15 protein-coding genes and 1 riboswitch are annotated in these 22,980 nt (G+C 58.7%); of the genes, 7 read left to right on the forward strand and 8 right to left on the reverse strand.

Annotation, left to right across the window (positions count from 1 at the left end):
* Positions 1–4 precede the first annotated feature (4 nt).
* Positions 5–223: riboswitch (cobalamin riboswitch) on the forward strand.
* Between the two features lie 117 nt (positions 224–340).
* Positions 341–3,247, forward strand: coding sequence for a ribonucleoside-diphosphate reductase subunit alpha (locus AXW67_RS03125; protein WP_063676560.1), 2,907 nt, complete (start codon positions 341–343; stop codon positions 3,245–3,247).
* A gap of 10 nt (positions 3,248–3,257) precedes the next feature.
* On the forward strand, positions 3,258–4,415 hold the full coding sequence (locus AXW67_RS03130; protein ID WP_082907738.1) for a ribonucleotide-diphosphate reductase subunit beta: 1,158 nt from the start codon (positions 3,258–3,260) through the stop codon (positions 4,413–4,415).
* Positions 4,416–4,818: 403 nt separating this feature from the next.
* On the opposite strand, the gene AXW67_RS03135 is transcribed toward AXW67_RS03130, so the two are convergent.
* On the reverse strand, positions 4,819–5,043 hold the full coding sequence (locus AXW67_RS03135; RefSeq protein ID WP_063676562.1) for a hypothetical protein: 225 nt from the start codon (positions 5,041–5,043) through the stop codon (positions 4,819–4,821).
* Positions 5,007–5,666 carry a hypothetical protein gene (locus tag AXW67_RS03140; protein ID WP_063676564.1) on the reverse strand — a complete coding sequence of 220 codons (660 nt, stop codon included), beginning with the start codon at positions 5,664–5,666 and terminating at the stop codon, positions 5,007–5,009. The genes AXW67_RS03135 and AXW67_RS03140 overlap by 37 nt, the downstream gene beginning before the upstream one ends.
* A 544-nt stretch (positions 5,667–6,210) precedes the next feature.
* Between AXW67_RS03140 and AXW67_RS03145 the strand changes: the two genes are divergently transcribed.
* The gene (locus AXW67_RS03145) at positions 6,211–6,726 is read left to right on the forward strand and encodes a DUF3085 domain-containing protein (protein WP_201723626.1); all 516 of its coding nucleotides are present in this window, start codon (positions 6,211–6,213) and stop codon (positions 6,724–6,726) included.
* 955 nt (positions 6,727–7,681) lie between these two features.
* Here AXW67_RS03145 and AXW67_RS03150 read toward each other — a convergent pair.
* Positions 7,682–9,304 carry an outer membrane beta-barrel protein gene (locus AXW67_RS03150; RefSeq protein ID WP_245315394.1) on the reverse strand — a complete coding sequence of 541 codons (1,623 nt, stop codon included), beginning with the start codon at positions 9,302–9,304 and terminating at the stop codon, positions 7,682–7,684.
* A gap of 838 nt (positions 9,305–10,142) precedes the next feature.
* Between AXW67_RS03150 and AXW67_RS03160 the strand changes: the two genes are divergently transcribed.
* From AXW67_RS03160 to AXW67_RS40130, 3 genes are all read left to right on the forward strand, one after another.
* On the forward strand, positions 10,143–10,430 hold the full coding sequence (locus tag AXW67_RS03160) for a hypothetical protein (protein WP_063676571.1): 288 nt from the start codon (positions 10,143–10,145) through the stop codon (positions 10,428–10,430).
* A gap of 1,705 nt (positions 10,431–12,135) precedes the next feature.
* The gene (gene hisC / locus AXW67_RS03165) at positions 12,136–13,227 is read left to right on the forward strand and encodes a histidinol-phosphate transaminase (RefSeq protein WP_063676573.1); all 1,092 of its coding nucleotides are present in this window, start codon (positions 12,136–12,138) and stop codon (positions 13,225–13,227) included.
* Between the two features lie 45 nt (positions 13,228–13,272).
* Positions 13,273–14,304 carry an LLM class flavin-dependent oxidoreductase gene (locus AXW67_RS40130; RefSeq protein WP_082907739.1) on the forward strand — a complete coding sequence of 344 codons (1,032 nt, stop codon included), beginning with the start codon at positions 13,273–13,275 and terminating at the stop codon, positions 14,302–14,304.
* A 586-nt stretch (positions 14,305–14,890) separates the two neighbouring features.
* On the opposite strand, the gene cas6e is transcribed toward AXW67_RS40130, so the two are convergent.
* Genes cas6e through casA form a run of 5 tightly spaced genes read right to left on the reverse strand, consistent with a single transcriptional unit; the run spans position 14,891 to position 19,757 of the window.
* Positions 14,891–15,634 carry a type I-E CRISPR-associated protein Cas6/Cse3/CasE gene (gene cas6e, locus AXW67_RS03175; RefSeq protein ID WP_063676575.1) on the reverse strand — a complete coding sequence of 248 codons (744 nt, stop codon included), beginning with the start codon at positions 15,632–15,634 and terminating at the stop codon, positions 14,891–14,893.
* The gene (gene cas5e / locus AXW67_RS03180) at positions 15,631–16,359 is read right to left on the reverse strand and encodes a type I-E CRISPR-associated protein Cas5/CasD (RefSeq protein ID WP_063676591.1); all 729 of its coding nucleotides are present in this window, start codon (positions 16,357–16,359) and stop codon (positions 15,631–15,633) included. Before cas5e ends, cas6e begins: the two co-directional genes overlap by 4 nt.
* Before the next feature lie 5 nt (positions 16,360–16,364).
* Positions 16,365–17,501, reverse strand: coding sequence for a type I-E CRISPR-associated protein Cas7/Cse4/CasC (cas7e, locus tag AXW67_RS03185; RefSeq protein ID WP_063676576.1), 1,137 nt, complete (start codon positions 17,499–17,501; stop codon positions 16,365–16,367).
* A 32-nt stretch (positions 17,502–17,533) separates the two neighbouring features.
* Entirely contained in the window at positions 17,534–18,199 is a 666-nt protein-coding gene (locus AXW67_RS03190; protein ID WP_145927388.1) for a type I-E CRISPR-associated protein Cse2/CasB, read from the reverse strand.
* The gene (gene casA / locus AXW67_RS03195) at positions 18,192–19,757 is read right to left on the reverse strand and encodes a type I-E CRISPR-associated protein Cse1/CasA (RefSeq protein WP_145927389.1); all 1,566 of its coding nucleotides are present in this window, start codon (positions 19,755–19,757) and stop codon (positions 18,192–18,194) included. Before casA ends, AXW67_RS03190 begins: the two co-directional genes overlap by 8 nt.
* Positions 19,758–21,441: 1,684 nt before the next feature.
* Between casA and AXW67_RS03205 the strand changes: the two genes are divergently transcribed.
* Positions 21,442–22,905, forward strand: a complete 1,464-nt coding sequence (locus AXW67_RS03205; protein WP_063676582.1) for an MATE family efflux transporter — start codon at positions 21,442–21,444, stop codon at positions 22,903–22,905.
* Positions 22,906–22,980: the final 75 nt, after the last annotated feature.

Consider the following 22,980-nt stretch of genomic DNA (forward strand, 5'->3'; position numbering starts at 1 on the left):
TGTCACTAGATATAGAGGTCACGGTTCCACTGCTTCGCAAGATTTAGTGGCTAAGAGGGAAGCCGGTGAACTGCGTTTCGACGCGGAATTCCGGCGCTGCCCCCGCAACTGTCAGCAGCGAGCTGCTTCCGAACATCGTCACTGAGGTCATAAGGGCCTCGGGAAGGCGGGAAGCATGCGACGACCTGCGAGCCAGGAGACCTGCCGCGACGACCTGAACGTCCACGGGCGGGGTGTCCCGGCGGTCGCTTGCATGCACCGTCCGGCACATGTCTGCCGGCGTTTCTGCGGCGCCCTCCTTTGCCCCGTTCGATCGCAACATGCATCACGGGGACCTTTGATGTCTTTGAACCTCCACGACGCGGAAATCGCTTCCGCTCCAATCATCCAGTTACGTCCGGACTCGCTCGTGGCGACCCCAAGCGAGCCCGCCATGCAGATCATCCGTCGCAACGGCAAGGTAACGCCATTCGATTCCACCAAGATCGCGGTTGCGATGACGAAAGCGTTTCTCGCCGTGGAAGGCAACACAGCAGTCGCCTCGCGCCGCGTGCATGAGAGCGTCGAGCAATTGACGGCTGATGTCGTAGCTGCGCTGACGCGCCGAGCCGGGGAGGGGCGCACGTTTCACATCGAGGATGTGCAGGACCAGGTCGAACTCGCGCTGATGCGCCGCGAGAATCACAAGGTCGCGCGCGCCTACGTGCTCTACCGGGAGGAACGGGCCCGCAAGCGCGCCGAAGCCGAGGCTGCGGCTCCGAAGGCCATCTCGAGCCAGCCTTCGCTCCACATGCTCCGCGACGACGGCAGCAACGTGCCGGTCGATATGGCCCGCCTCACCGCTGTGATCGCGGAGGCCTGCAATGGATTAGACGCGACCGATCCTGCGGCTGTGCTCGTCGAGACCACACGCAACATATATGATGGCATCAGCCGCAACGAGCTTGCGCTTGCACCGATCATGGCGGCACGCTCCCTGGTGGAGCAAGAGCCCAACTACGCCTATGTCAGCGCGCGTCTGCTGCTGGACAAGCTGCGCGGTGAAGTTCTCACCTATGTGCATCGGCAGCCGACGGATGCGAGCCAGGCCGATATGGGCAGTCGCTACGCAGACTACTTCCCGGTCTACATCAAGACCGGCATCGCCGCCGAACTGCTCGATCCCGAGCTGACCCGGTTCGACCTCAACAGAATCTCAGCGGCCCTGAAGCCGGAGCGCGATCTGCAATTCCAGTTCCTGGGCCTGCAGACGCTTTACGACCGTTACCTTCTTCACGTCTCCGGCAACCGTATCGAGCTGCCGCAAGCGTTCTTCATGCGGGTAGCTATGGGGCTTGCGCTCCGCGAGGTCGACCGCGAGACCAAGGCGATCGCGTTTTACGATCTCCTGTCATCTTTCGACTTCATGGCGTCGACGCCGACACTGTTCAATTCAGGCACGCCGCGTCCGCAGCTTTCATCTTGCTTCCTGACAACGGTGACCGACGAGCTCGACGGCATCTTCAAGTCGATCAAGGACAACGCGCTGCTCGCAAAATATTCGGGGGGCCTTGGCAACGACTGGACCCCGGTGCGGGGCCTGGGCGCGCACATCAAGGGTACCAACGGCGAAAGCCAGGGCGTGGTGCCGTTCCTCAAGGTCGCCAACGATACGGCGATCGCAGTCAATCAGGGCGGCAAGCGCAAAGGCGCGGTCTGCGCCTATCTTGAGACATGGCACGTGGACATCGAGGAGTTCCTCGACCTGCGCAAGAACACAGGCGATGATCGCCGCCGCACCCACGATATGAATACCGCGAACTGGGTCCCGGACCTGTTCATGCAGCGGGTCGACGCCGACGGCGAATGGACTCTGTTCTCTCCAGACGAGGCGCCCGACCTGCACGATCTGTACGGAGAAGCGTTCAAGACCATCTATGAAGACTATGAGGCCAAGGCCAAGGCCGGCAAGATGCGGATCTTCAAGACCGTCCGCGCAACCGACCTTTGGCGGCGCATGCTGACGATGCTGTTCGAGACCGGTCATCCCTGGATCACCTTCAAGGATCCCTGCAATCTCCGCTCCCCGCAACGACACGCCGGCGTGATCCACTCTTCAAATCTTTGCACCGAAATCACGCTCAACACCGCAGCGGATGAAGTTGCCGTTTGCAATCTCGGTTCGATCAATCTACTTGCTCATGTGGGACGAGAGGGCATCGATCACGCCAAGCTGAAGCGGACGGTCAGGACCGCGATGCGGATGCTCGACAACGTGATCGACCTCAACTTCTATACCATCCCGGAGGCGCGCCGCTCCAACATGCGGCACCGACCGGTCGGTCTCGGCCTGATGGGCTTCCAGGAGGCATTGCATGTCCAGGGCATCGCGATCGCATCGGAAGCGGCGGTGACCTTCGCCGACGTCAGCATGGAAGCCATCTCCTTCCATGCGATTGAGGCCTCATCCGATCTCGCGACGGAGCGAGGCCGCTATGCCAGCTTCGAAGGCTCGTTATGGTCGCAAGGAATTCTGCCGATCGACTCCATCCAGCTCCTCGCTGACGCCCGCGGCGGGCTCGATCTCGACCGCTCCTCCAGGCTTGACTGGAACGGCCTGCGGCAGAAGGTGGTCGCACGCGGCATGCGCAATTCGAACGTTATGGCGATTGCGCCAACGGCAACGATCTCCAATATCTGTGGCGTGTCGCAGTCGATCGAGCCAAGCTACCAGAACCTGTTCGTCAAATCGAACATGTCCGGCGACTTCACGGTCGTGAATGAATTCCTGGTCCGCGATCTCAAGACGCGCGGGCTGTGGGACGAGGTCATGGTATCCGATCTCAAATATTTCGACGGCAGTCTCGACCAGATCGATCGGGTGCCCGACGATCTCAAGGCGCTCTATGCAACCGCTTTCGAGATTGACAGCGCCTGGTTGATCGAGGCGGCGGCCCGCCGGCAGAAATGGATCGACCAGTCGCAGTCGCTCAACCTCTACATCGCCAGTCCCTCGGGCAAGAAGCTCGACGCGCTCTACCGGCTGGCTTGGCGGCGCGGCCTCAAGACGACCTACTATTTGCGTTCGCGCAGCGCCACGCATGTCGAGAAATCGACGCTCAAGGGCACGGACGGCAAGCTCAACGCCGTGTCGGCAGCGGCAGTGGTTGCCCATGCCCCGATCGACATCCCTTCCGCAACGGCTCCCGAGTTCGACGGCACCAAGGCATGCCGGATCGAGGATCCGGAATGCGAAGCCTGCCAGTAAGGAGGACGACATGCTCGATTGGTCTGATACCGAAACGGCGGCCGCTTCGGTTGCCTCGGCACCCGCCCTTGTCACCGCGCCGCGTCCGGCAACCCGGCTCAAGCTAGAACCGGTTGACCCGACCGGGCTCGGCACCATCGACCGCACCGGCGGCCGGGTCTCGGTCGACGAGAAGCGGATGATCAACTGCCGTGCCGACGTCAACCAGCTTCTCCCGCTCAAATACAAATGGGCCTGGGAGAAATACCTCGCTGCCTGCAACAATCACTGGATGCCGACCGAGGTCTCGATGCAGGCCGACATCGCGCTGTGGAAGTCGCGCGACGGCCTCACGGAGGACGAGCGGCGCGCGATCAAGCGCAATCTCGGCTTCTTCGCCGCCTCGGAATCGCTCGTCGCCAACAACATCGTGCTGGCGATTTACCGGCGCCTCACAAACCCGGAGTGCCGGCAGTATCTGTTGCGTCAAGCTTTCGAGGAGGCCGTCCACACGCATACCTTCCAATACATCGTCGAAAGCCTTGGCCTTGATGAGGGCGAGCTGTTCAACATGTATCGTGAGGTGCCCTCAATCACCGACAAGGCGGCGTGGGCGCTCAGGCACACGCAGCATTTGGACGATCCATCTTTCCAAACGGGAATGCCGGAAGGGGGACAGGCTTTCCTGCGAGATCTCGTCGCGTTCTATGTGGTCTTCGAGGGAATGTGGTTCTACACCGGCTTCGCGCAGATCCTGTCGCTCGGCCGGCGCAACAAGATGGTGGGCATCGCCGAGCAATATCAATACATCCTGCGCGACGAAAGCATTCACCTGAACTTCGGCATCGACGTAATCAACCAGATCAAGATCGAGAATCCGCATTTTTGGACGCCAGCGTTCCAGGAGGAGGTTCGCGGCATGATCCGGGAAGCTGCCGAACTCGAGACCGCCTATGGGCGCGATACCATGCCGCGCGGATTTCTCGGGCTCAACGCCGGTCTGTGCGAACAATATATGCACTTCATCGCCAATCGCCGCTGTGCGCAGATCGGATTGGCAGCCGTCTTCGCAGAAACTGAAAACCCCTTTCCCTGGATGTCGGAGGCGATGGACCTCAAGAAGGAGAAGAACTTCTTCGAGACGCGCGTCATCGAGTATCAAAATGGAGGTGCGCTGGGCTGGGAATAGCGCTTAGCGGCAGGCTGCGCAGTCGTAGGGACGCTACTTCCTGGAAAACAGCGCACTTGCCCGCTGGGGCGCACCTCGCCGGGAATGGATACCGTAAGCTGTTATTTGATGCGACGAAGGCCAGCTCGTTCAGCAAATGGACGGTAGAGCCAGGCGTTGCTGGTGAACGGCTTGACCAAGTGATTCCGGTCGAGGTCTAGATCGGCATCTCTGGGGATTGAGCGGCACGCTCAAGAAGCTTGCCCGGCGGCCTCTATGCCTAAAAACCGGGTTCGGCCCGGCTCCCGCATCCGAAAGGATCTCGTGGGCGGGTTCCTGAATGATGATACGTTTCTGCTCCCTTCGGCGAATGCGTACAACAGCCTGGGTGTGGCAACGACGCAGGGGGGCTAGCCGCGCACAATCAGTAGGACCGCAACGGCGGCGACGTGCCGCGCATTTCGTCTTTGATCTTCTCCCACTTAAAGTCAATGACTTCACGCGCCGCGGCTACCAGATCTCCATCTCTGGCTTGACGCTCGTCTTTCCCCTTTAGATTCAGGATCTCGTCGCTGATTGTCCAAAGCTTCTGCTGAAGAGGTTTCTCCTGGTTTAACAGAAGGTCGAGCTGGGTTCCGAGATAGGACAACCTGCGTTCGTCCGACTCCCATTGTCTTTGAGGGCCTTTCGATCCTCCGGGCTCAGCCCGTCATGAGGATCTTCCGCACTCATTAATATGGAGTGATACTCGGATAAGTTATCCCGCAGCGCCTGAAGCCAGATCAGCCGAACCCTGGCCAATTCGCGACTTCCGGCATTTAGAGCCGTGACATTCGCGGCATCGGCTGAAATCGTCGATGCGCGCGCTTGAAGAGCTGATATGTCGGCTTGCCTCGAACCTATCAAATAAGAGGCTAGCGGACCGCCGACGCCACTGACAAACGCGAAAAGTGCAGCAAGGAGGGCCACCGTCGAAGCTGGCGTATCAAGAAGTTTCTGCAGTGTCTCAAGAGAGTAGCTCTGCCCCAGCACGAAGCCGATCAGCAGAAGGACGATCGCTATCGCGACTATGCCTATGGTCTTCATCACTGCAATGCCATGGAATCCAAACAAAAGTCGCCACAAGTTAGGTCGTTCCAAGTGACGCTCGAGCTTCGTCCGATCGACGGTGCGCCCCGTGACATCCGAGAAAAGCTTCGCCGCACAAGCGTCTCGCGACAAGATCGTCGGTATCACCGGCTCTGCGTGGGCGTGCGCCTTGGCGGCTGTCATCGCGGGGCGGGGTGTCGTCATCGAGAAAGAGCGCAAAATAGTGGCCGTCCGAACCAAGCGAACGCGTGAGGCCAAGGTCCACCAGACTCCCAGTCTGTTGCGCTTTGGAGGGAGCGGCCATCGACGAGGTAACAAGCACCAGAGGTGTCCAAATGATTGCAGACTGGATTGGGCGCCTGCTACAGTCGGGCGAAGACAGTTTTTGCAACACTTGGCAATGAACACTTCCAGTAGAACGGACGTCAAAATATCTACTTAAAATAAGTAGAGGCATAAATCTGCGCGTATCTCCAGAGCCTGCGGCACGAGAAACCTCGCAAGATCTGGAGCCTTCATACATCGGCAGTCGAGCTTCCGCGAGGAGCTGTGCACGAGAGAATTCGCTTCCGATCCCGAGAGGAGAGGGGCATAACCGGCTCAGCAGCGGGGGTGTTGATTTTTGCTGGACCGTATTGCAATGAAGGCTGGGCCAACAAGCTGATGGCTTCCTCGGCCGGAGTAAATGCAATGGCCCATTTGACTCGGTCGCGCATCCCGACAATCCGTGCTTATCTCTGCTGCCTTGCTCGAGATAAGCGACGTCAGCATTATCTTGCCATTGCTGCCGTCGATCGCGGGCTTATGCATCGGCGATCTGAGGCCACACAGCATGCGAAGCTTGATCTTTAACGCCGCCGATGTTCGTCGCGTGGTTGATCATTCCCTGGCCGCAGAAACGCAGGCGCTCAAGACCGTCCGCGATCTCAAGACCGGCTTATTGGTGAAACAGCCGGTGAGCGCCCCCGCTGTCCTGCTTGCGTACGATCACGGGGTCTATTTGATGTCGAATGGACAGCCTCGCGATATTCTTATCGGCGAGCGCTCCTTTGTCGCCTACGCGAAGGGCTGCGACCCGTTTCTGGATCCCGACTGGCGTGCCAGGTCGCGCGAGCTGGCAGGAGACGACGATTTCGGCGTCGTCCTGCCGTGGGCTCATGATCTGAAGGCGTTGATCGATGCTGGCGCACAAACGGTCGTATTGAACTTGCAAGATGGCAGCGTAGAGATTGCAGCGGCGTAGCAAGATCTAAAGGCAGAATAGGGATAGCTCATACGGTTGCCCCGCGACATCCGATCAAGAGCAGAGGGGCCGAATGGAACCATCGGACTTCCGTTTAGCAAGGCTTTGTTGGTCCTCGCGCTTTACCAACCTTCGGAAGCAGAGCCATGGTCAGCATGGCATCGGCCAAAATCGCGGACTACCGTCCCGTATTGCGGCCATCTATGCGCGCCGCGTTGAGTGCAGCCAGCAAGATCGATGAAGCGCAAACCGAGATTTCAGAATCTCGTGCGCGGACACGAGGCTGAATGACATCCCATTGGGGGTGGACGAGGATGGCGTCCCGCGTGGAAGGGGCACGCTTGTGCAGCCAGACAAAAGTGTACGGCCCGTTCTGCGTGGCAGTTCGTGCAAAGATATTCTCGCGGTGGGCCGATCGATGCAGACGTGCTCCAGCAGCTACCGACGAGATCCGACACGCTCGAATGGGTCTTCGAAAAGGAGCGTGAGTTGAAGGCTGCGGCAAATAAAATCGCGGCCCGCCGACGGCAGTTTCCCGAAGCGTGCCGTAGCCGCGACATTCCTGCCGGGACGATTTCGAAAATCCAAGGGGCGATCGCTCCAACCTGACGGTGATCGCGTCGCCTACAGCGGCAGCGCCCGACCGCGACCATTTTTCAAGGTGGAGCAGTTTTTGGATTTTCTGGGCAAGTGAACCGACCGCTCGCCGGGCCGATGAAAAGCAAGAGTCCAATTGGCCGATTCGACCTTCGAATTGACCGTCGCGAGCCAAATTCCGAGAGCCTCGCCAAGCGCGATGCTTGCAGGTGTCCGCTCGCATCAGCATCGTTCTCCAGCGACAGGTCTCAAAGCTTGCAGCTCTGTTTCCAGCGGATCCTCCGGCTCCAACTGGAGGATCCGCTTGGTGTATGGTCGCGGCGTTCCAAGGCTCGGCATTTGGCGCGAGCGAGCAGTCTCAATCAAACCTGTAGGAGCCCTGCAGGAACATACCCCATCTTTCCATCCGATAGTTCGCAGGATAAGGCCCGGAAGTAACAGGAGAGGTGTACTGCTGTTTGGCTTGGGTCGGGAATTGCTCACTGTCTCTCGGACTCCACATTGCCCAATAACGGCCGCCGATGCCGACGCTGAAATTGCGCGTAATGAGGTAGGATAGAGCGCCTTCGATTTGCACCCCACCGCCACCGCTCCCGCGATGATCTATGTAGGTCGTCAAATCGCGCAGCAGATGGTTGTCGCGCCCCTGGAAGTCCGTCCACGGCAAGTAAGCAACATCGGCACTCACGCGCCAGCGATCGAGCAACATCGTCTCAGCACTGAAGCCGATACGCAGCGCATTCCAGTCGGTGTCTTGACTGCCAGTTGTCCTTTCGTCACCCGGCGCCAGACATCGAAGCGAGGCGATGGTAACGCATCCTTTCAAGTCAGACTTCTGGCCGTAATAGGCCCAGCCGATAAATGCTCCGAGCCGGTAGGTGCTTCCCCGCAAGAAGTCGTAGCCGGCATCGGCCGTGTAATACGTGAACTTGCCGTTCACACCCGAACTCGTGTTCGTATAGGCCAGGAAATTGGGCATCAAGCCCCAATATTCGTCATTCTCCTGTCCGCTGTTAAAGCGCCCGAATCCGATATTGCCCTTCAGGAAGATCCCCCAAGGGCTGTCGACGCGCTCGAACAACTCACCGGAAATCCCGTCTAGCTTGTGATAGGTGAGCCTTGACACAAGATAGGGCGGACCATTTTCCCATTGAAATCGTCCTCGGCTCAACCAGAGTCGTGTGCCGCTTTCCAGCGACCAGCCGGCATCGAAGGTAGTCGGGCGCGCCCCAAAGATCGGCCTTGTCGTGGAGAGCGGCGTATCGGACCACCCAGGCGTTCGCGGATCGGCGCCGAAATGGTAGTTCAGACCAATCTTGCCGATGTGATAGCTGCTGGCCAGGCGAGTGGCACTGGGTGGAATCGCAGCCAAGGGTGGATATTGTAGCGTCGGAGGGGTGACCACACGCGGTCCGCCGAACCTCAGATAATCATATTCCAGATTGACCGACCAGGCGGGCGTCAGCGCCTGCTCGATACCCGCCCCGAATACGCTTCCGACACGGCCATAGTCGAAACGGACTCCATTCTGCGGCGCCAATCCATATGGGTAGATCTCGCTACGAAATTCGTTGCCGTTGACGACATCGCCACTATTGTGTTGCCAGGCCGCGCCCCCCTTGAGATAGGCGAGCGTATGCCCCTGCGAGCCAAACGCATAGCCGAGCCGGCCAGTCCCGGTGACGAAGAAGTCCGGGCCTGCCTTGCAGTTTGCGCTCACGACAATGCCGGAGACGGCAAGACAGGTGTTTGTACCGTCCGAGACGGTGTCACTCGCAGCCAATTCAAGGCCAAGAACCCAACGGTCCTTCTGCCAACTAGAGCCGATCTGGCCTCCCGCCAGGAATGCAGGAGTGCCGACGACGTCGCCGTAAATCGATGGACCATAGGGATCACTAAACGATGTCTGGCCATAACCCCCGCCGACATGGCCGCCGACATATCCTCCTGTCCAGCTCCACGGTGCCGGTATCACCTTCACTGCGGGCCCGAGATCGGCTGAGCTAACGGCACCACTTACAACAAGCGCACTTCCTGCAGCTCCACAAAAGAGAAATCCAGATCGCATATCACCTCACGAACACAGCGCGCGCCGTCCCTCAATAGGCACGACGTTGTTGCCGTCTCTTTCACGCCGTCTGTGGTGTGCATGATCCAGGCCAGCGGGTGGGATGCTGATTGGCTTCCACTTTGCGAGCTCTCAATGTCGTCTTCACGACAACATCGGTGCTGTTGAAGCAAGCCGCCTGTCTGATGTCGGACACGAAGCGCGTGTGGAGGTCGTCAATTGTGTCCGATTGAATAGATGATGCGCCTTCCGAGCTGGATCGTCTCTTGCTCCGGTCTCTCGGCAACGTGTCATTAAACTTCCCAAGGCTTGAAAGGTTCGTGGCGAAGAATATTTTCGACTGTCTCAAAGCGCGCAAAAATTGACGCGTTTTCTGTGTCGTGCATCTGACGATTGGGCCCGCATGCTTGAGGATGTGATGCCAAGCGCAAGAGCATACGCGTTCGCAACATCACAGAAGCCTCGGATCTCTCGTCATGAGGTGGACTGTGAAACGATCAAGAGCATTCCGTTTGCGAATAGGGCTAGGACTTGTCCGTCATTCCACGCGAATACGTGAAACTTGATGCCCTCCTTAATCTCGCTCGACACGAGAGTGCCAGCGCAGCCGAACATGAAAACAATGCCTGCGTAGCTTGAGCCCAACACGACATTTCCGAACTCCAAGTCAGTCACGTGACAATGGCCGGCTGGGAATGAGCGAGCGTTAACGGATCTGTACTCCGCCTCGAGATCATCAGGAGCGGGATTGATGACTGCTGCGCTCGGCGGAGCGCTGGCTTGCGCAGGTCTAGGGCCGTTCGGGCCCGCACGCACCAACAGCCAGGCCGAGACCGCGATCGCTATGATGCGCGGGATTGCTCGCCAGTTGATGGCGCAGGCCGTCGCGGCGAATGCGCAAGAGACCTTCGTCGAATGTAAGATGCCGGCAGGATTGACGCGTGGCGGCCGGCAGAGGCGCCCGCCATTCACGCCACAGACTTTACGCGAGATCGAGCTCTTCATTGGCATCAAGAACAATGGCTTCATCTCGTCTTGATCTTGTTGGGAGGTAGCTCAAGGCTGTGACTTGACGCCGCAGTCGACGAACATCCGGTTTCAAATTGTCGCGTTACCGGCCGCAGGATAGACGGGGCGGACTCGATGCCGTTTAGAGCGACGCCGAATCCGCCCCTACATCACCGAGGGGGAGTAGTGATGCTGCCGAGAATAGAGCAAGTCGCGTGCCGGACTGAAAGAGACCGCTTCTGCAGGTGCGTCTAACTGTCTGCCTGAAAGGCTTGAACCGCACGTTGCGTCAAGTTGTAGGGATTGTCTCAGACCTCGGCGCCGCGCGCCGCTCTCACGAGATCAGCTCCTTGGCAACCTGGGTGTCACTTGCGATGTGGTTTTTCTTTTTCCTTTCGCTGTTTTTCTTCGTTTTCGGGGTGGTCTTCGCCGTGAGTGCATGGGTCTCCAACCGGCAGCGTGAGCGTGATGGGCTTTACGCTCGCGCCGTCCGAACACCCAAGCGGCGTGCGTTATGACGCTATCATCGCGAGCGAACCTTGCTACCTTCATTCATGCTGCTGCTGTGTATCGGGCAGCCCAACGTTTAGACGGGTTATTGCTGACGCCCGTTTCCTTTGCGACGTGACATGACCAGGCGTCGGCGCGGTTGCGAACAAAATGTTCGCCTCTCGCTCGACAAATCTCGCTGGGTCGTCCAATCCTCGCCCGCGAGCGTGAGATGAAACAGAACTTCCACATCGTCACCAACCTGTCGCCTCCTCGAATCTGACATGCGACCTTCGGTCACTCTCCGATCCCGACCCGTTCACGCGAGCGACACCTGCGCCCGGTTGGCTTTTGTCGCTGATACAACAATCCTGCCGCAAGGACTTCTATCGTGGCCGTCGGCGAGCACGCTCTTGCGCGGCGCTTTTTGAGTTTTTCTTCAGTCGCGCGATTTTGAAGGCGGCAATCTCACGAATTTTGAAGGTCGCAAGCCCACACTGCCGGACTCTCCTGCGCACTTTCGGTCGGGATGCCGATTCTTGATTCACACCGGATCTCCGCGCTCACCACGCCAGTTTTGCAGGAGCAAGTGAGGCGTAATCTTTCGCGGTGCTCGCCTCTTGAACCGTACCCAAGGTCAAGTTGTACACTACCAAAATTGGGAGGCGTCGAGCCTCAATGACGCCCGAGGATTGTGAATGCCTGCAATGGAAAACATTCGCTTTGCCCCAGTGGCAGACGCTCGATCCTTCGTCAGCTGCGGCAGCGGACATGTGTGTGCCTGCTCAATAACGATACGGCTCACGTTTCACCGGAAGAGACCAGTCCCGCTCGAATGCCGCGCTCGAACATCGCGTGGCTCGATCACGACAGTGCCCCAGATCTGCGCCGATCCTCTCGTGGTAAGGGTCGATGAGACCGTTCAGCCGACAGAGGTCTGCGCTGGAGTTGAACAAATGCTGGTTGGATGTTCTCGCTTGATCTCCGGAGAGTGCACATCGATCGAACCTCCCCGGTTTTGCAAAAGCGTTCAAGAGAGCTGGCACAATCTATGGTTATTTTATGATAGTCATGCAACGGTTAGGAATGGTCTCTACAAGTCAGCTGGGTGAAGTCTCGTGTGCCCCCTCTTTGGGGTACGGCCGGCGCACCAGAGCCGAAAGTCATCCGCCCAATAGACCAAAGTGATCCCCACTGATCGGACCATTACTATGCTCAGAACTCATGCCCTCGGATGGAGAGACCACATGTCGGACGCAAGGATGCTAAGCGTGCTTTCGTCGCTTTCCCATGTGGCAAGACAGTTGGATGTTCCGCATTCCTCCCGACCGTCGGCGAATGGAAATTGCGTCAAACTCGATATGAACGAGAATCCATTCCCTTTACCTGCGATCGTGAAGGAAAGTGCGATGGCGGCCCTTGAGCGGCACCATCTGTATCCGGAGAACGACAACATCACCCTGAGAGAAGCAGCTGCCTGCGCATACGGCTTCTCTCCCGATCAGGTGATTGCCGGCAATGGCTCGTCGGAACTTCTGGGGCTCATCTATAAGGCCTTTCTTGCTCCAGGCGACACAGTCGCGATGTTGTCGCCCGGCTTCTCGTTCAACCGCAAGCTCGCGATGTTGCAGGATGCGCATTTTCTGGAAATTGGCTGGATTGAAAACAATTCGTTGCCGATCAGCCGGCTGCTTTTTGGCCGCGCGGGAATTGCCAAGTTCATCGTGCTAGCCAATCCAAATAACCCGACTGGGACATTCGTTCCGATCGCGGATATCGAAAGACTCGTCGCGCAATCGGACCGACTGATTGTTCTTGATGAAGCCTATGTCGATTTTGCGCCTGATAGTGGGCTGCGTCTTGTCAATCGCTATCCGAATCTTCTGTTGCTGCGGACGTTCTCGAAAAGTTATGGCGTCGCGGGCGTTCGCGTCGGTTTCGGCTTCGGTCATCCCGAGCTTGTTGGCAGGCTTCGCACCATGCAGTCTCTCTTCAGCATGAACGTGATCAGTCAGGCGGTTGGCTTAAGTATTCTTGCTCATCGTGATGCGTATGCTGAGAACCATCGGCATATTGTGCGCGAGAGAGAGCGAGTTGCACGCGCGCTGTCGGCGCATCGATTTGCGGTCCTGCCGTCCGAAGCGAATTTCGTGTTGGCCCGTGTGCCCCCGGGACACGACGGCGCATGGTGGCAAACCGCTTTGCAGGAGCGAAATGTTCTCGTGGCCTTTTTCCCCGAGGAGGGTCTTGAGAACTACATACGCATTTCGATCGGCACAAAGGTGCAGATGGAGGCGTTCTTGTCCGCCGTCAGCGACGTCTCAGTATCCCAAACATGAGACCAAGCCCACTTCTATCCAGCATTAATGAAGGGAGGTAACTGAGTGAGAAGCAGCTCTTATGCAAGGCCGGTAGTCGGCATATTCGATCACCTGGACGAGAACGGTTCGGATGTCGCTCAGCAATACGAGGATCGGCTGCGATTAGCCGAGGCGTGCGATCGGCTTGGCTTTTACGCTTATCATTTGGCGGAGCACCACTGTACTCCGCATGGTAGGAGTCCTTCTCCAAATCTGTTCTTGTCCAGCGTCGCGCAGCGTACCACCAATCTGCGTGTGGGCCCGCTCGTAACGCTCCTTAGTCTTCATCATCCGCTGCGCGCCTTTGAAGATGCCTGCATGCTCGATCATTTGAGCGGCGGTCGCCTGGAGCTCGGCATCGGACGCGGCACTCTCCCAATTGAATTGGGCTATTTCGGAGTGAGCGCCGATATGGTGCCGAGCCGGTACGCGGAAGCCAGCGAAATCCTGGTCGAAGCGATGCGAGGCGGACCGCTCTCCTACCAGGGCCAGCACTACCAGTTGAACGACGTTCCCTTGACGCTGGGACCCCGTCAGCGCCCGCATCCGCCGACATGGATCGCCACGAATCAACCCGAGGGGGCGGCATGGGCCGCTAAGGCCGGCGCAAACATCGCCAGCCTCGGGCCTTCCTCCGCTGTCCGAAAAGTAACTGATGCTTACCGTGCACATCGAGCGAACGGCCGGGCGGATGATCAGGCACCATTTCTTGGTTTGCTCCGCATGGTCGTTGCAGCGCAGTCTGACGCGGATGCTTATTCACTTGGGGCGCGTGCGTACGAAAAGTGGCTCAAGAGCTTTAAGTTCCTTTACGATCGCAACGCCATCTCCACTCCGCCAAACCTTCCGCTGACCTTTGATGCAGCACTCGAAAGTGAACTGTGCGTCGCAGGCACGGCTTCTTCGGTGCGGCAGACGCTTCTCAACCAGCTGGATGCGGCCGGTGCAAACTACCTGCTTTGTCAAATCGCATTTGGAGATCTGCCCCTGGATGCATCATTGAACACAGCAACTCTCCTTCAATCCGAACTCGCGGCTGAATGTCGTCATGCGTGAGGCTCGTCGGCCCCCATGTGGTGAGCTTGGCTTTACGGCCTCGGTTGACACTTCGTGACGCTGAACAGGGGAACGTTCATTGTGCAGCGCCGCTTTCGTTCGCCGAGATGCGTTGCCAAGGCCGAGACGAGCTGTCTGCGGCTCTTCTTTTTCGTGGCTCTAGGACCATGAACCGAGCGGCGTTAGATTGAACCGATGAAAAAGGTGATAGGGTTAGGGAGCCAAGGTGATCCTTCGGGACGATCCCCGCGCGTGCGGGGGAGCTTGCCATTGAGTTGTCCGTTCGCATATGCACCGGGACCATCCCCACCCGTGCGGGGAAACCTCTAGGCGTTGGAGATTTGAAATTGCTCACGATGTTAAACAACGGGATGAATCGAACCGTTCCGGTTCACTAGTTCATGGGATTGTGGGCCGAACCGGGCAGCATCAGTGAGAACGTTTGACTGGGGATGTGTTCTTACGCAGGCCAATGTCAACGCGCCCTCCTCAACCGAAAGGAGTCGACGGTCCACATAGACCGCCACGTCGATCGGCGTCCAGCAGTTTTGCTCCTTCAAGATCCTGACGGCTAAGCAACATAGCGTCATCGCGGCAGCGGTTTCAAGAGGAGCATGCCGAAGCCGAAGGCACGGTGCCGCCCCACGCCCCTAGCGAGTAGCGCATTGAACGCGATCGGATCGGTCACCGTCAACGCGCCTCCAAAGCAGGCATCGGGGCCTCCGCCTTTTTCACCGTGAACCCTGAGTTCGCGCTCGCGGTCGCGGCGCGTGATGGCCGAGCGGCGGAGCCAAATGATGCGCATCGTGTCGAGGGCTGCGCCGCCCTTTGCTAAATGAGCGGCCAACCAATCGGCGTAAACGGCCACACGCGAGGGCTTGTCGGCATCCGGACGTGCACGCGTCTGGTGCAGAAACACGTCGATTTCGCGCTTTCGATTTCTGTCGCCGTCTTTCGTCTGACGAACCACGGGACGCACGCGCAGTTCGAACCCGAGCCGCCGCCCGGCGACGAAGGAGTCAGGCATGACCTTTACAGCGAGCGAAGACACTCCGAGCGCGGAAGCGATGGCGGGGTCACAAAATGCGGCCACATGTCGATGCAATCCTTCTTCTGTCGCATGCGCATAGCCCAAAAGATACGGAGGGCGCTGGCCGTTCGGTTCAATTAAGCGGAACGGCTTCGGTGCGAGATGGCCGAAGGCAGCCACGAGCAGCACGTGCCACAGATAACCATCATCGCCGCCAGGTTTCAGGAGCTTTTCACGCGCTCCCCACTCCATTGCGCGCCCAATATCAGGATCAAGCCGAACCATAGAAAGGGCTCTCATGTGTCGGCTCCATCTGTCGCTTGAGTCGGGAGCGTCAATATCGCCACGGTTTCCTCTCCAGCGTGGATACCGGCGATCCAATCTCTGCGGCCTGTAAGATGGATAATGCTGCTTGCGCTAAGTGCATCGGCCTCACGCCGCGGGATCATGAAACGGCATCGGTCTAAGGCACCTTCGGCTGGGTGCATTGCCTGGAGTGCTGCCACACAAGTGTTCCCTTTGCGAATTCCTATAAGCAACGGAGCAGATGGTAGGCAGGGCTTCCTGCCGATGAATAGTGAGCGTGCGGGATGGTCCAGCGCGATCGCGAGATCATCGAGCGTGGGCGGCTCGTCAGGGGGGACAAGGCGCGCCGCCAGTGTCAACGCCGCGTCGGCGCGATAGTGCCGAAGGCGGATGTGGGGGCTATCGTACGTTCTCTCGCCACCAGTGCGTCCCTCCGGTTTGCCTCGAGTTGTCCAGCTCTGATCTGTTCTTGAGAGCTGGGCGGTCTGAAAATCACGCAAGTCGTGACCGAGCCGATCGATACGCACACCAAAGACGAGCCGGTCCTGCAGCCGCTGATGCTTCGCTGTTTCATAGCGAGAATAGCCCAGCGCGTTGGCGAGAAGGCCAGTGAGCAAAGAAGCATCTGGAAAATCCCGTGTTGGACCGTTCGCGTCAATCGCCTCGCAGCCGAACGACATCAAGGGCGCCTCGAGCCGCAGCATAAGAAATGCCAGCATAAGACTCATGCCTTCACTGGCGTAGCAGCGACTATCTCGCCAGCGAACGCGGCAAGATCGTTCAGCGGCACGAGGGTTGACCCCGACAAATGGGCCTTGTCAATCGAGAGATGCCGCCGGGTCTCGTGTAATCCGTATGTCTGGTCGACGTTTTTGATGTGATCTGAAAGCGCAGCAATCGCCGTCCTCGATTGCGCCGTCACAGGCTTGCGAAAAGCATTTGCCAGTGTGCGCGGTTGTCGATGGCCAGCCTCAAGCAGCATCATCTCAGCGTAACTATATGGTGCTGTGGAGCCCTTTTTGGCGCCGGGCGTAACCTTGGCAATGAGGTGAATTAGATGTTCGACGGCTTTGCCGCCAAGTACAGCGTCATCTCCGAGATTCGAGACTAGTAGAGGGATATCGACAACGACGTAGCCGTAGAACAGCCCCGCCGTCAGCTCTGTATCAAATAGGCCGGCTGTCCCGGCGTCCCCGGCTTCATGCGTCAGATCGTCGACCACCGTGAAATAATCACTCTCGGATGCTTCACTGTGGACGGTAAAAGCGTGGGCAACGTGAATCGCCGCATCTGTGTTAGCTTCGGGGTCGGATGTGACCATGCGGCCGAAGAGGGCCGCCTCAAGCCCTGCTTCAAGAACACTGCGCTCGCGAAGCGCAGCGAGATTGCCCTTTTGTGTTTTGAATAGTTTCTTTACGGCCTCTTCGGCCGCTTTCGATTCGTGAGCAGCTTTGCCAATCTCAATTGCTTTGGCGCAAAGGTATCTAATCTCGGGCTCACCGAGGAGTAGGGCTTGGCGTTTGGACCGCTCACCGGCCTTACTGCCATACAGCTGTTCGGCCATTGCAGTAATTGTTGCGGCGATCACGTCGGCCGTCCCGGCATTGGCCTGCTGCATAGCAGGAAGAATACGTCGCTCCGGCGTTTCCCTTGAACGAACGGCCATATCAGGTCCGATGCGCCGCAACGCCCATTCATCGTCTACTGTCCTCCAATGCCGCTTCAGACACTGCGACGACACGCGTGTGCGCATCGCATCGCCGAAGGGCAGCCGTTTGGCCAAGCCGTTATCGTCCCGGTTGAGCAGTGTTGCCGGATAAGATGTGAGCCAGTGAATTTGCAGGAACCGGGCCTCGAGCATGATAAAGCTTCACCTATCGTCTTCGGAAGTGCCTATTCGCCGGCGTGGCTGCTCAGCTCGTTTGTTGCCTCTCCCTCATTTCTGCGCGGAACTCTTCGAGTGGAGCGCCAAAACTCGCGAGCGATGGCGATCCGCACCGAGTCGGTCTCGTTGACATATTCAGGAAGGCTCTCCATTAGAAGCAGTCGCCCGAGATCGAGATAAGGAAGCGCCTCGGCATCACGAGCGAGGCGGCGAGCGAGACGCCGAGCAAGATCCCTGAATGAAGCCCCCCGCGCGGCGAGAAACATTGACAGGCGCAAATCGCTCACGCCCGTATCGGCCATAGCTCTTCCGAGGCCCCAAGGCCTCAGGCCATCCGGCCGCAGTGCCATGATGGCGGCGACTGCCGCGAAGCGACGAACCATATCCACTTCCGATCCCGGAGCGCTGATCTGCACGCAGCCGCGACCGAGAAATTGATGTGGGACACAGCTCGTCAATAGCCGAAAAAAGGCCGAGTTTTCGAGGCGGTCAGGATCAACCCGCTTGAGCGCCGCAAGCTCACCGCGGGCCTCTCGCTTCACGAGCACGTTAAACTCTTTTCTCAGGGCATGGAGTGGCCCGTCCACCTGATAAGAACGGTCCTCGAATCGAGAACGGCTCGGCGGATCGACATTGTTGCGAGCAGCTTCTGTCGGCCCGAGCGCATCAATCATGCGTCATCTCCATGGAAAAGTGTTTGCGAAAACCGAACTCGATGGCATCCTCCGCAGCGCCTTCGGCCTGGTAGCGGCGGATGCCCGAGCGCGGCGTTGCACCTTTTGCTGCTTCCAACTGTAGAACGGCAAGCTCCTTGAGCGTGTAAATCCATTGGCGGCGCGCTGTTCGCTTCGCTGTGCCATCAGGCGCGGCGAGTTCATCGAATAGGGCGTCGAAGAAGTTGCGGTCCACGCCGCCATCAAAAGCAGCAAGAAAAGGCGCCGCCTTGGTTTCGCATGCCGCGTGCGGGAACTTCAGTTCGTCGGGAGCGCGCTGGAACAAAACATAGAGTGCAGTCAGCAACACTCTCGCCCGGATCGTTGCGGCATCCTGGATGCGTTCCTTGACCAAGCTGGCAAGCGCATGCGCGCGCGTCCCGAGAAATGGCAGAGCAGACGTCGGCACAACAATGCGACGTTCGTGAAAGCCGTCCGTACCGCCTTGTTCACGGGCAGTTGCCGTGAGAACAAGGCTGTGGTCCAGTGTGCCGTCTGCCTGCCGCCATTGCTGGAGGAGGGCAGCTTTGTACTGCTGAGGGTCAAGCAGATCGGCGACACGCTTGTAGTGGAATCCGCCGCCATCAACCGTGAGCACCTTCGCGATAGTTTCCCGCTGGTCGACTGGCGTCCACGGGTCGCCCGTTACGCCATTCGTGTTCTTAGGAAAGGCAATCCGCGCCGCTTGGCTGCGCCCGCGAAGTGCAACAATGCGGGCGTTCTCTCGGATCAGCCTCACTCGCCGGCACACTTCGACATAGAACGGATCTAACTGCTTCGGGGCAATCGCCGAGACGCCATCCCACGGTTCTAGCCACACGAGACCGATTCCGTTTACCGCCGCGAACCCCGAATTCTCGTCGAGAACCTCACGACGCGCCTGTAAGAGGCGATTGATGTCGCGTCGGACCCGCGCGCCCAAGCGGTTACTCGGCGCAAGACCTACAAATGGTCGCGAGGCGTAGCCGCCATTCATGCGGCTGATGCCGTAGTTTCCAGCGCCAAGGTATCCTTGCGTAGTCTGCAACGTCAGCAGTGCGTAAAACCAATGTTCGGGCGTGGCGATCGCCATGCGCTGTGCTTTAACGTCGTGATTTTTTGAAGTGACGAGTATGTCGAGCGAATCGGGCGTTTGTTCGCGCTCTCTTAGGGGCGCGACCGTTCCTTCTGGAATTGGCGGTTGAAGGAACCCAGGCTTGGAGAGATCCTCGACAATGAGGCTCCAAGGCTCATCGTGGGTGAACTTGTAAGTGAGGGCGCGCAACAAATGCGTCCAAACCGAGGCGTCGAGAGAGGGATCAGTAGTCGTCCCTTCCAGGAGCGCGAGTGCACCGACCTGCACGAGGAACGCATGTAACGCCTGCCGCTGATGAGGTCGAACAGCGGGCATGTCCTCGACATCGTCCCTCATTAACGCGGAGTAGAGCGCCGGGAGCGAGAGAGTCGCTTGCCCCGTGCAGATTGTCGTCGTGAAAATCGGTTCTTCGATGCAGTTCAGGGACATGAAGCGAAAGATCAAGAGCACTGCGGGGAGTGGCACGACGTTGCTGTACTACTGACATGCCCCATTTCTTGCTGATCGTGTCCAGTCCGTCTCGGTGCATTCTAGAATCTGACATTACGTACGAGTCAATCCCTTGGACGGCCCCGCATACGAAGAATGCCGGCTTATCGAGGAGCACTCAGCCATAGACGGTAATCGATCTTGGCCAGAAACACCTTTTCAGATGTGCGCCGAGCACCAACCGAAGTGCGAGGTCATTGCGACCACGTTCTTCGGCGGTCCACGCAAGTCACTTTGCGCTAGCCGGACGGGAGGCTCGACGAAGCCCTGCCGCTCTCGCCGGAGATCGCCGTAAGCTAGCGCCAATCTTCGGCATCAACGCGCTGGTTCGGGACAGAGCTGATCGAGCGCTGTCTCGCGCTCTCGAAAGCGCGAAAGTCTGCAGAAACGCGTACCCGACTTCATCCAAAGTGCAGATATCTACCATCACAACAATCGATTTTACCTCTCTCGAGGGACGAGGCATAGCAAGACGCCGGCTTGAAGAAACATGGCCAACTCAGGAGGGTGGTCGATCGGTGTCCTGAGTATCTTGTGGCCATGTTCTTCGGCGGTCTGCAAGTACGTCGCGGTGGCTCGAGGCGAGGAGCTTCGCGGCGTACTTTAGTTGGCCGCCAGCGACAAAGTTTCCGTGGGTCGAGCTTTCGGTCGAATTGCTTCGATTATGTTCGGCGCCATTTCGTTCGGAATAGGTGTCGGCCCTCACGGCCTCAAGTTAACGGCGAATGCCCTCGCCGTAGTCTGATCGTCGGCAGTCCTCCCTCAGCCGACGAAAGCCGGTGCGACGTGTAGCAGCGTCGCTCCTCCCTAGACTGACTTCTGCCCGGCCGCCGCAAGGAGGCCGGGCTTTTTTTTGTGTAGAGTACGAGCCCTAGCTTGAAAGTCCTCTATCCCGCGTGATGAGGAAAGATGAGCAGCGCATGCATCAGGGCTGTCAAAACGGACAAGCGCGACACGCACTACACCTCGGCAACATAGCGAGCGCGGCAACCATCACTGCCAAATGTAGGATTTGCGACCGTTGTCGGATCCGCGACACGCCAGCTTTGATAAAGCGCGTTGGGAATCAAGCTCCCCTAGTTTGGCACGAGTTTTGAAAAACAAAAAAACGGAGTCCTCGTCTGTACAGATCCTAAAGGTAGCCCCGGGTGGCCGCTCACCACATTGTCGCAGTTCAGTTCACCGCAAACCGCGGTGTGCCTTTCGTATCGTTGGCAGCGTGCCACCCAATTCGTGGTCGCGCACGATCTTGCGAGCCTGATCGGCCCCTCGGCGATCGGTCCGCGTCAAAACCGTTGCGCGATGCTGGCGATCGAGCATTTCCGGCATCCCGGCCGCATGCCGTCTCCCCGCTGTGGGCTCGAGGATTTCGCGAGACTGAAGGCCGCGCGGGCAGCGGCAGCCCGGATGCACTGATCAAGCGACCAATTGCCTTCATCGGTGGACCATTGGTCGTAGATACACGCTCAATTCCAGATATAGGCCGCAGACCCGAGGTCGCTCGCCGAGGGCAATCGCGCGAGGCCGCGCGCGAGGCTGCATCCCCGACTCTCGCGAATTCAGTGTGGGAAAGAGAGCCCTTCTCTCGACAAAACAGGCGTCGCTGGTCCGCCGATGCAACCAGGGAAGCATCATTACCATGCACGAGATAGTCCACAAAAAGCCGCTATCGGCTTCGCAGCCTCGCCATGGCCTCGCTGTCGAGCTCGGTCAAACCGCCAAGCTCGCCTGGCCGATGGCGCTGACCCAGCTTGCACAGGTCGCGATGATGGCGACCGATCTTGCCTTTATCGGGCGCATCGGGCCTGAGGCGCTCGCCGCGGCCGCGCTGGGTGTCACGCTCTACATCATCAGTTGCACCTTCGGCGCGGGCTTGCTGGCGCCCATCGGGCCCTTGACCGCACAGGCGATTGGCGCGGCCAACTTCGCTGTCGTACCGCGCGCGCTGCGCATGGGCCTGTGGCTGGCATTGTTTCTATCGGTCCCGATCATCGCGATTGCCGTGCGGGGAGAGCAAATTCTGCTCGCTCTTGGTCAGGGGCCAGACGCGGCGCGGCTCGCCCAACAGTACCTGCTCGGACTTGCCTGGGGCGTGGTGCCGGCGCTCTGGCTTCACGCCATCCGCAACTTCATGGCCGCGGCGGGCAGACCGGAACCGATCCTGTGGATTACGCTTGCGGCTATCCCCGTCAACGCCGTGCTCGTGTATCTCTTGGTCTTCGGCAAATTCGGCTTGCCGCGGCTGGAGCTGTTTGGGGTCGGGCTTGGGAGCACGCTCGTGAATTGCGGGACGTTCCTGGCCGCCGTGTGTGTTGCGACAATGTGCCGCCCTTTCCGGGACTATCGGGTGCTCGCGCATGTGTGGCGCTTCGACCGGCTGTTCATGCGGCAGATGATCGTGATTGGCACCCCGATCTCGATCGCTCTCGTCATGCAATATGGGGTATTCGCGGCCGGCGCACTTCTGGCGGGCCGGATCGGGACCAGCGCGCTTGCTGCTCATCAGATCGCGATGCAAGTCGCAACAATACTGTACACGGTGCCGCTCGGCATCAGCATGGCGGCCGCCGTGCGGGTTGGTCATGCTGTTGGTCGCAAAGACGGTCCCAGCATCAAACGCGCAGGACTGGCCGCGATCGTGCTCGGCTTCTTGATCGCTGCACTGCTGACCATCGGGGTCGTCGCTGCTCGTTTTCAGATCGCAGAGCTGTTTCTGGACAAATCGGCCGCAGATGCCGACGCGACGATCGGACTGGCTACGACGCTTCTTCTGGTGACCGCAGGGTTTTTTGCGGCCGATGCGACGCAAATCATTGCGGCGGGTGGACTGCGCGGATTGAAGGACACGCGGATGCCACTTCTGTTCGCAGTCCTCGCTTACTGGCTGATCGGGTTCTCGTTTAGCTATGCATTTGGATTGATGATGGGCCTTGGTGCGATCGGCATCTGGATCGGCTTATCGGTTGGCTCAGCCACCTACGCGGGGCTGCTTGTCATACGTTTTCAGCTCTTGGCAACGAGGTTTTCCGTTCTTGCGCCGCCTCCGGATCGAGTGAATCACCGCTATTCGACAGGCACCAATTCCCAAACGCGAGCGACCTGAATGTTTAGCCTCCATTTGTATTGGAGCGCGCCGTCTTTTCGTTAGAGAGAGCTGCGGTCAGGTGGTCTTGTGCCG

The organism is Bradyrhizobium neotropicale (genome assembly GCF_001641695.1).
Taxonomy (GTDB): Bacteria; Pseudomonadota; Alphaproteobacteria; order Rhizobiales; family Xanthobacteraceae; genus Bradyrhizobium; species Bradyrhizobium neotropicale.